The sequence below is a fragment of the Mesorhizobium sp. M7A.T.Ca.US.000.02.2.1 genome (genome assembly GCF_003996995.1).
GTDB lineage: Bacteria > Pseudomonadota > Alphaproteobacteria > Rhizobiales > Rhizobiaceae > Mesorhizobium.
Window position 1 is genome coordinate 1 of record NZ_RZTT01000261.1, and the last position, 8,787, is coordinate 8,787.

Consider the following 8,787-nt stretch of genomic DNA (forward strand, 5'->3'; position numbering starts at 1 on the left):
GGATGCAAGGTGCAGGTGACGCCGCTGGCTTCTGGCGACGACGAGGTGGCGAGCCTGATGCAGCGCTTCAACGGAGCCTGCGCCGCGCATCCCGAGATCGAACGGCCGGAGATCATGCTTTTGATGCACACCTTCGTCGCCGAGGACGCAGCCGATGCCGATCGCCTCACCCAGGACCTGTCGGCCTTTTACTGCCAGTTCGGCGCCTGGTTCCAAAACAAGAAGCCGGTGCACCAAGGCATATTGGAACCGCTGACGGAGGACGAGATCGCGGCCATGCCGCAATACGCGCCGGACAGGATCAGGCAGAATCTGGTGATCGGCGAAGCCGACGAAGTCCTCGCTCGACTGAAGGCTTATGAGGCGCTCGGCTACGACCAGTATTCGATCTGGATCGACAGCGGGCTTTCGCATGAGCGCAAAACGAAATCGCTGAAACTGTTCATCGACCGGGTAATGCCGGCCTTCCTCTGATCGCGAGCCCATGACCGACGCTGTTTTCAGGAACTTCATCGACGGCCGCTTCGACGAGCCATCAGCCAGGTTCGACAGCGTCGACCCGTCGACCGGCGCGGCCTGGGCCAGGATGCCGGTGGCGAGCGAAGCCGATGTCGACCGCGCCGTCGAGGCGGCGCACCGCGCATTGCGCTCAGACCCATGGCGAAGGATGACAGCGACAGAGCGTGGAAAGCTGCTTGTCAAGCTCGGTGACCTCGTCGCCGCCAATGCCGCGCGCCTTGCCCAACTCGAGACACGCGACACCGGCAAGATCATCCGCGAAACGCGCGCCCAGATCGCCTATGTCGGCGACTACTACCGCTATTATGGCGGGCTCGCCGACAAGCACGAAGGCGCGCATGTGCCGATCGACAAGCCGGATCTCGACGTCACCATTCGTCGCGAGCCGATCGGCGTCGTTGCCGCCGTCGTGCCGTGGAATTCGCAGCTGTTCCTTTCGGCCGTCAAGCTCGGCCCGGCGCTGGCCGCGGGCTGCACAATCGTGCTCAAGGCCTCCGAGGATGGTCCGGCGCCGCTGCTCGCTTTTGCCGAACTCGTGGAGGAAGCCGGCTTTCCCTCCGGCGTCGTCAACATCCTCACCGGCTTCGGCCATGAGTGCGGCCAGCGCCTGACCAGCCACAAACTGGTCTCGCGCGTCGCCTTCACCGGCGGCCCCTCGACGGCGCGCGCCATTGTCAGGAATACGGCGGAGAACCTTGCCTACACGACGCTGGAGCTCGGCGGCAAAAGCCCGATCGTCGTCTTTGCCGACGCCGACCTCGACAGCGCCGCCAATGCGGTTGTCGCCGGCATTTTCGCCGCGACCGGCCAGAGCTGCGTCGCCGGGTCACGGTTGCTGATCGAGCGTTCGGTAAAAGATGAGTTCCTCGTCCGGCTGAGGCGCAAGGCCGAAGCGATCCGCATCGGCGACCCACAGGATCCGGCCACAGAAATGGGGCCGCTCGCCACGCTGCGCCAGCGCGACTGGATCGAGAAGGTGGTCGCGGAGAGCCTTGCCGCGGGCGGCAGACTGGTCACCGGTGGAACGCGGCCAACCGGCGACGGCTTCTACTACGCGCCGACTATCATCGACGCCGGCGGCAGCGACCTGCCTTGCGTGCGCGAGGAATTGTTCGGGCCGGTGCTCAGCGTGCTTGCCTTCGACAACGAGGCGCAGGCACTGGCGCTCGCCAACGATACGCCCTTTGGCCTGGCTTCGGGCGTGTTCACCAGAAATCTCGGCAAGGCGCATCGCATGGCGCGTGACATCCATGCCGGTGTTGTCTGGGTCAACACCTATCGCGCCGTATCGCCGCTCGTTCCGTTTGGCGGTTACGGCCTGTCGGGTCTCGGCCGCGAAGGCGGGCTCGACGCCATCAGAGATTACACGCGCTCGAAATCCGTCTGGATCAAGACGTCGGACGAGCCGATCCCGGATCCCTTCGTCATGCGCTGAGGGATGTGGGGCGCAGGTGCACTGAGAAAAACAAGAACAGACCAACAGAGGAGAATATCATGAAATTGTTTCTGACCGGCTTGCTGGCCGGACTGCTCGCCGCCACCGCTGGCAAGGCCGATGAAATGGCCTTCACAAGTTGGGGTGGCACCACGCAAGAGGCGCAGACGAAATCCTGGGCAGCCCCCTTCGAGGCCAACTCCGGCATCAAGGTCCTGCAAGACGGACCAACCGACTACGGCAAGCTCAAGGCCATGGTCGATGCCGGCAACGTTACCTGGGATGTCGTCGACGTGGAGATGGACTTCGCCATCAAGGCCGCCAAGGACGGGCTGCTGGAACCGATCGACTATTCCCTGGTGCCCAGGGCCGATCTCGACCCGCGCTTTAGCAATGAGCATGCCGTCGGCAGCTTCTATTATTCCTTCGTGCTCGCGTGGAACAAGAGTGCCGTAACGGGCGAACCGACCGGCTGGGCCGACATGTTCGACACCAAGAAGTTTCCCGGCAAGCGGACCTTCTACAAATGGTCGGCGCCCGGCGTCATCGAGATCGCGCTGCTCGCCGACGGCGTGCCGGCGGACAAGCTCTATCCGCTTGACCTCGACCGTGCCTTCAAAAAACTCGACACCATCAAGTCCGATATCGTCTGGTGGGGCGGCGGTGCTGAGTCACAGCAGCTGATCGCTTCCGGGGAGGCCGCCTTCGGGCAACTGTGGAACGGGCGCGTCTTTGCCCTTCAGCAGGATGGCACCGATGTCGGAGTCTCCTGGAACCAGAACCTCACCGCCGCCGACGTGCTCGTCGTGCCGAAAGGCGCCAAGAACAAGGGCAGTGCGATGAAGTTCCTTGCCGCTGCGTCCAGCCCGACCGGCCAGGCGAAATTCGCCGAGGCAAGCGGCTATGCGCCGATCAATACCAAGGCCAAGGCTGAGATGCCCGCCGATGCCGTCAAAGCACTCCCCGATGCCCATGTTGAGGGACAGATCAACCTCGACATGAACTACTGGGCCGAGCATCGAGATGAGATCGCCACGCGCTGGTATGCCTGGCAGACCAAGTAACGCCGTTGCAGGTGACGGGCGCGCGGCTTGCGCGCCCCGTTTCGGGACAGGACCGCTCGATGCAAGGAATTTCTTTCAGACGCAGCTCAGTCGCCGGCCTGCCGGCCGGCAGCGGCAGCGCCTTGCCGGCTCTGCTGCTGGTCGGCCTGTTCTTCATCATGCCGGTGGTGGCCCTGCTGCTGCGCAGCGTAACCGATCCTGAACCGGGCCTGCAGAACTACGCGACCCTGTTCGGCAGCGGCACCTATGTGCGGGTGTTCCTCAACACTTTCCTGGTCGCATCGGTCGTAACCGCCGTCACCATCCTGGTGGCCTTTCCCGTTGCCTGGATGCTGGCGATCATGCCGCCGGCCATGGGATCGATCGTCTTCGGCATCATCGTGCTGTCGATGTGGACCAACCTTCTCACCCGCACCTATGCATGGATGGTGCTGCTGCAGCGTACGGGGGTGATCAACCGGGCACTGATGGGGCTCGGCATCATCCACGAGCCGCTGCCGCTTATCAACAATCTGGCCGGGGTCACCATTGGCATGGTCTACATCATGCTGCCCTTCATGATCCTGCCGCTGGTGGGCACTTTGCGCGCCATCGACCCTATGACGCTGCGCGCCGCCGCCCTTTGCGGCGCAAGCCCGTTCGAGGCCTTCCGCCGCATCCTCTTACCGCTGTCTCTTCCGGGCGTCGCCGCCGGCGGTCTGATGGTCTTCGTCATGTCGCTCGGCTACTTCGTCACGCCGGCCCTGCTCGGCGGCACATCGAACATGATGCTGGCAGAGATGATCGCCCAGACGGTGCAGTCGCTACTCAACTGGGGGCTCGGCAGTGCGGCCGCCTTCGTCCTGCTTGTCGTCACCATGGCGCTCTACGCGATCCAGCTTCGCCTGGTTGGTGCCAGGCGCGCCGGGGGAGGGATCTGACATGCTGCTCGACTATGAACGGCTCGGATGGCTGCGGGTGGCGCTTGTCGGCTTCACGGCGGCCGTCGCGGCATTCCTGCTGCTGCCGGTGGTCTTCATCGTGCTCCTGTCGTTCGGTTCGTCGCGCTGGCTGGCCTTTCCGCCACCCGGCTGGACGCTGAGATGGTATCAGCAATTGCTGGGCGACCCGACCTGGATCGATGCCGCGCTGACCAGTGCCCGAATTGCCGCCATGGCCGCTATGCTGGCCGTCATCATCGGCCTGTTCGCTGCCTTCAGCCTGGTCAGGGGTGAGTTCCGCGGACGCCAGGTCCTGCGCGGATTGCTGTTGACGCCGATGGTGCTGCCGGTCGTCGTTTTCGCCATCGCCATCTACGCTTTCTTCCTGCGCATCGGCCTCGCCGGCACCACGGTCGGCTTCGTCATCGCCCACACCATCCTGGCGCTTCCCTTCGCCATCATCCCGATCACCGCTGCGCTCGAAGGTTTCGATAAATCCATCGAGGATGCAGCCATCGTCTGCGGCGCAAGTCCGTTTCAGGCGCGGCTGAGGATCACCTTGCCGTCGATCAGGATCGGCATCTTCTCGGCGGCGATCTTCTCGTTCCTGGCCTCGTGGGATGAGGTCGTGGTGGCGATTTTCATGGCAAGTCCGACCTTGCAGACCTTGCCGGTTAAGATCTGGGGCAGCCTGCGCGCAGACCTCAGCCCGGTGGTCGCCGCCGCCTCCAGCCTGCTCGTTGGCCTGACGTTTTGCCTGATGATTGTGACCGCACTCCTTCGCAGAAAATTGTCCAGATGACCCGGTCCTTCCTGTCCATACGCGCGCTAAGAAAGACGTTCGGCGCCTTCGTCGCCGTCCACGACGTGACCATCGATGTGCCCAAAGGTGAATTCCTGACATTCCTCGGCCCGTCCGGCTCCGGCAAGTCGACGACGCTCTACGCCATTGCCGGTTTCCAGGATCCGAGCTCAGGCGATGTGCTTTTGGAGGACATGTCGCTGCTTTCGGTGCCGTCGCACAAGCGCAATATCGGCATGGTGTTCCAGCGCTACACGCTGTTTCCGCATCTGAGCGTCGCCGAGAATATCGCGTTTCCGCTGCGCGTGCGCCGCCGGCCCGATGCTGAGATCAAGCGCAAGGTTGCCGACATGCTGGCGCTGGTGCGTCTCGAAAACTTCGCCGACCGCCATCCGGGCGCGCTGTCTGGCGGCCAGCAGCAGCGCGTGGCGCTTGCCCGCGCGCTCGCCTACGACCCGCCGATCCTTTTGATGGACGAGCCGCTATCGGCGCTTGATAAGAAGCTGCGCCAGGAAATCCAGGCCGAGATCCGCCGCATCCACCGGGAGACAGGCGTCACCATCCTCTATGTCACCCACGACCAGGAGGAGGCGCTGCACCTATCCGATCGGATCGCGCTGTTCAGGGAAGGCCGCATCGAACAGATCGGCACCGGCGAGGATCTTTACCTCCGGCCGGCGAGCGAATTTGTTGCGGGCTTCATCGGCAACTCGAATTTTCTGCCGGCTGAGCATTTGCAAACCGCGCGTGGCGCATCCACGATCCGCCTGGCCGACGGCTCAATCGTGACCGGTATCAAAACGACAACATCGTTCGGCCAGGGTCAGAGGGTCCGGCTGATGGTGCGCCCGGAAGCCTTCCGCCTCGCGCCTGGAGCCACGAGCGCGGCGCTCGCCGTCGAGATCATCGACACGGCGTTCTTTGGCGACCGCCGGCGCGTCATGGCGCGCACGGCCGCCGGCGACGAAATTGATGTCAGGCCAGCCTCTGACGCGGAGGGAGCAGACAGCGCCACAACATCAGGCAAGCGAATCTTTTTTGATCCCGGATCGGCCTTCTTGTTTCCGGCCTGAAGGGCCGGATTGGTCAGGTCACGTCGATGTCTGTGAAGGCCCGAAGAACCGCTTCTTAAAATCCGTGTCTGAACGCTGCCGATCCGCTCCTGACCCAACGCCGCCGGACTGCTTTGCGCCTCATGGTCGTAAGGTCGGTTTTGCCATCGCCTGAAAGCTGACGATCGCAGGCGACTGCGCTGGAAGCCGTGGGACAGTGGCCATCGCCCGATGGCGTTCAGGATCGTGCTGGCAAAGCCGCAATCAGCGAAGCAACAAAAGGGGCGGTTTGGCCGTTCTGATGAGTCGAATTGGCGGCTGGGGCATTCGAAGACATGACGACGCAGCAAATTTTGTCATTTGCCGTAACCTTCGTGATGATGGCAGCGTTCGTGTGGGGTCGCTATCGTTATGATCTGGTCGCGGCCGCGGCACTGTTGCTTGCTCTCGCGGTTGGCATTGTGCCTCTTGACGAAGCCTTCAGCGGGTTCAGCGACGATATCGTGGTTATTGTTGGCAGCGCTCTGCTGGTGAGCGCAGGGATATCGCGCTCGGGTATCATGGAGGCCGCCATCAAGCGCTTTGCTCCGAAATTATCGGGAGTTCGGTCGCAACTGGCGCTGCTGGTGATCGTGGTCACGATCCTCTCTGCCTTTGTAAAGAATATCGGGGCGCTCGCTATCATGATTCCGATCGCCTTCCAGTTCGCGCGCCGGTCTAACATTTCACCCTCGATATTTCTGATGCCTATGGCGTTCGGGTCACTGCTCGGCGGTCTCATGACGCAGGTGGGAACATCTCCCAACATCGTTGTGTCCCGAGTACGAGAGGAACTGACCGGAACCGCCTTCACAATGTTCGACTTCACACCTGTTGGAGCTGCCATAGCCGCTGCCGGAACGATCTTCCTTCTGTTTTTCTATTGGTTGTTGCCGGTGCGCGAAAAGCTTGGCGGATCACTGAACGAAGCCCTCGACATCAAGAACTACCTTACGGAGGCTCGAATTGTCGCCGACTCCACGGTGCTCGGGAAAACCGTCGCAGACCTCATGAAGCTCGCCGGCGGCGATGCAATCGTGACGTCGATTCTGCGCAATCGCACGATGCGGATGACGCCACTGCCCGACGCGATCCTCAAGGTGAATGACATCCTGTTGCTCGAGGGCGACCCAGAAGCGCTGGATCGCCTTGTCTCCCAGGGCAGGCTCAGCGTGACCGGGGATAGGGTTGGTGGTGACGACACCACCAACGAAATGGTCGCTATCGAAGCCGTAATCGGTGAAAGCTCCTCTTTGATCGGCTGGACCGCCCAGCGCCTTGCCCTTTACGATCGCTTCAATGTCAACCTCCTGGCTGTCAGCCGTCGCGGGGAGCGCCTCGACCGCAGGCTGGCCGAAGTCGAGCTGAGGCTCGGGGACGTTGTCGTTTTGCGGGGCATTGCAGCCAGGATGCCTGAGATACTTCGTGAACTCGGCTGCTTACCACTGGCAGAAAGGGCAATCCTTCTTGGTAGCGTCCGCAAGGGTATCGTGCCGGTAGTAATCCTTGCTCTCGCCATGGTGGCGACGGCGTTTGGGCTGCTGCCAGTCTCCGTCGCTTTCTTCGCGGCCGCTGTCGCGGTTGTGCTTTTCAAGGTCATTCCGCTCCGCGACGTCTACCAATCGCTCGATGGGCCTATCCTCGTGATGCTGGCCGTTCTCATTCCAGTAAGCGATTCGCTACGCAGTACAGGGGCGACGGGAGTAGTTGCCGGCGAGCTTGCTAGGCTGGGAACACTCCTCCCGGCGTCCGGCGCACTGATGCTCATCCTTGTCGCCGCCATGGCCGTTACGCCATTCCTCAACAATGCCGCCACCGTCCTTGTCATGGCGCCTATCGCCGCCGAATTTGCTAGTGATCTGGGCTACCGGCCGGAAGCATTTTTGATGGCTGTCGCCATTGGCGCCGGCTGTGACTTTCTCACCCCGATCGGACATCAGTGCAACACGCTTGTCATGGGGCCGGGTGGCTACCGCTTCAGCGACTATCCCCGTCTGGGACTGCCCCTATCTTTTCTCGTAGTCATTGTTGCCGTGCCGATGCTTATGATCGTTTGGCCAGTGGACTGACATCGATATTCGGGTGCCCTCCTTGAAAATCCCACATGACACTACATTCCGGTTGGTGTCGCCAACGGTGGCCCTCTCGTCCCGCTCCGCGGCGATAGACACTTTGTTCCAGCCGTTTATCGGGGCGAAGGGCACAAGGCGTGTTTTGCGCAGCGGCAGGGCCATGGTGAACTGCAAGCCGTCACAACGACATTCTATCTTGCCGCTAACCTGAGATACGAGCGTTGCACATCGCGCAGGGCGGACGAGGGCGGCTGTTAGCCGCCCAGTCATTTCATCTCACACGTTGCGACGCCCTCTGCCCCCCTCCAGGTCATCACCTGTATAGACATCAGCCGTTGGATCGAAGCCGGTCCAACCGCCTGCTTCGTATTCGTTTCGACGGCGGGCGATGTCGACGGAATTATATTGCTTCAGTATCTCTTCCGCGTCGGGGACTAGGTCGTCTTCGACCCTGGCTATGACCATTGTTCCCCCACGCCGAACGCCTTCGGCATAAACATGTGCGTCGTTTTCTGGCACACCGGACTCTGTCATCGCGCCGATGATGCCACCAGCTGCGCCACCGACCACGGCACCGCCGACAGCGCCGACCGCAGTCGCTGCCAGCCAGCCCGCGGCAACCACGGGGCCGACACCGGGTATGGCCATCAGGCCGAGGCCGGTGAGCAAGCCGCCGGCCCCGCCGATAACGGCGCCGACACCAGCCCCCGCCGCCGCATCCTCGCCAGCCTCCGACGCTTCGCCCGTAAGCCGGCCGCTCGAATTGCTCGCCACGATGCTAATATCGTCGTGCGGAACGCCGGTGGCTTCAAGCTCACCCACAGCGTCTCTTGCTTGATCGTAATTGTCGAAGAGTCCTGTTACGGTTTTCATCTGATTTGTCC

The 8,787-nt window shown here is 62.3% G+C and carries 8 protein-coding genes; 7 read left to right on the top strand and 1 reads right to left on the bottom strand.

Features of this window, described 5'->3' with window-relative positions; genetic code table 11:
* The 7 genes from EOD15_RS22360 to EOD15_RS22390 all read left to right on the top strand — a co-directional run.
* The coding region (locus EOD15_RS22360; protein ID WP_127408828.1) for an LLM class flavin-dependent oxidoreductase at positions 1–474 on the top strand (474 nt) is incomplete at its 5' end.
* Between the two features lie 10 nt (positions 475–484).
* Positions 485–1,954, top strand: a complete 1,470-nt coding sequence (locus tag EOD15_RS22365; RefSeq protein ID WP_127408829.1) for an aldehyde dehydrogenase — start codon at positions 485–487, stop codon at positions 1,952–1,954.
* Positions 1,955–2,013: 59 nt separating this feature from the next.
* The gene (locus EOD15_RS22370; protein ID WP_127320393.1) at positions 2,014–3,018 is read left to right on the top strand and encodes an ABC transporter substrate-binding protein; all 1,005 of its coding nucleotides are present in this window, start codon (positions 2,014–2,016) and stop codon (positions 3,016–3,018) included.
* 59 nt (positions 3,019–3,077) lie between these two features.
* Entirely contained in the window at positions 3,078–3,938 is an 861-nt protein-coding gene (locus EOD15_RS22375) for an ABC transporter permease (protein WP_127320394.1), read from the top strand.
* Between the two features lies 1 nt (position 3,939).
* Positions 3,940–4,740: an ABC transporter permease gene (locus EOD15_RS22380; RefSeq protein ID WP_127320395.1), complete on the top strand. Its 801-nt coding sequence runs from the start codon at positions 3,940–3,942 to the stop codon at positions 4,738–4,740.
* Positions 4,737–5,813, top strand: a complete 1,077-nt coding sequence (locus EOD15_RS22385) for an ABC transporter ATP-binding protein (protein WP_127320396.1) — start codon at positions 4,737–4,739, stop codon at positions 5,811–5,813. Before EOD15_RS22380 ends, EOD15_RS22385 begins: the two co-directional genes overlap by 4 nt.
* A 314-nt stretch (positions 5,814–6,127) precedes the next feature.
* Positions 6,128–7,900 carry an SLC13 family permease gene (locus tag EOD15_RS22390; protein ID WP_127320397.1) on the top strand — a complete coding sequence of 591 codons (1,773 nt, stop codon included), beginning with the start codon at positions 6,128–6,130 and terminating at the stop codon, positions 7,898–7,900.
* A 279-nt stretch (positions 7,901–8,179) separates the two neighbouring features.
* Here the strand turns inward: EOD15_RS22390 and EOD15_RS22395 are convergent, their stop codons facing one another.
* Positions 8,180–8,776: a general stress protein gene (locus EOD15_RS22395; protein ID WP_127320398.1), complete on the bottom strand. Its 597-nt coding sequence runs from the start codon at positions 8,774–8,776 to the stop codon at positions 8,180–8,182.
* Between the last annotated feature and the right edge of the window lie 11 nt (positions 8,777–8,787).

Bases quoted from the DNA above. Each gene is read 5' to 3' on its own strand.
- EOD15_RS22365 (WP_127408829.1), top strand. From the start codon at position 485: ATGACCGACGCTGTTTTCAGGAACTTCATCGACGGCCGCTTCGACGAG.
- EOD15_RS22370 (WP_127320393.1), top strand. From the start codon at position 2,014: ATGAAATTGTTTCTGACCGGCTTGCTGGCCGGACTGCTCGCCGCCACC.
- EOD15_RS22375 (WP_127320394.1), top strand. From the start codon at position 3,078: ATGCAAGGAATTTCTTTCAGACGCAGCTCAGTCGCCGGCCTGCCGGCC.
- EOD15_RS22380 (WP_127320395.1), top strand. From the start codon at position 3,940: ATGCTGCTCGACTATGAACGGCTCGGATGGCTGCGGGTGGCGCTTGTC.
- EOD15_RS22385 (WP_127320396.1), top strand. From the start codon at position 4,737: ATGACCCGGTCCTTCCTGTCCATACGCGCGCTAAGAAAGACGTTCGGC.
- EOD15_RS22390 (WP_127320397.1), top strand. From the start codon at position 6,128: ATGACGACGCAGCAAATTTTGTCATTTGCCGTAACCTTCGTGATGATG.
- EOD15_RS22395 (WP_127320398.1), bottom strand. From the start codon at position 8,776: ATGAAAACCGTAACAGGACTCTTCGACAATTACGATCAAGCAAGAGAC.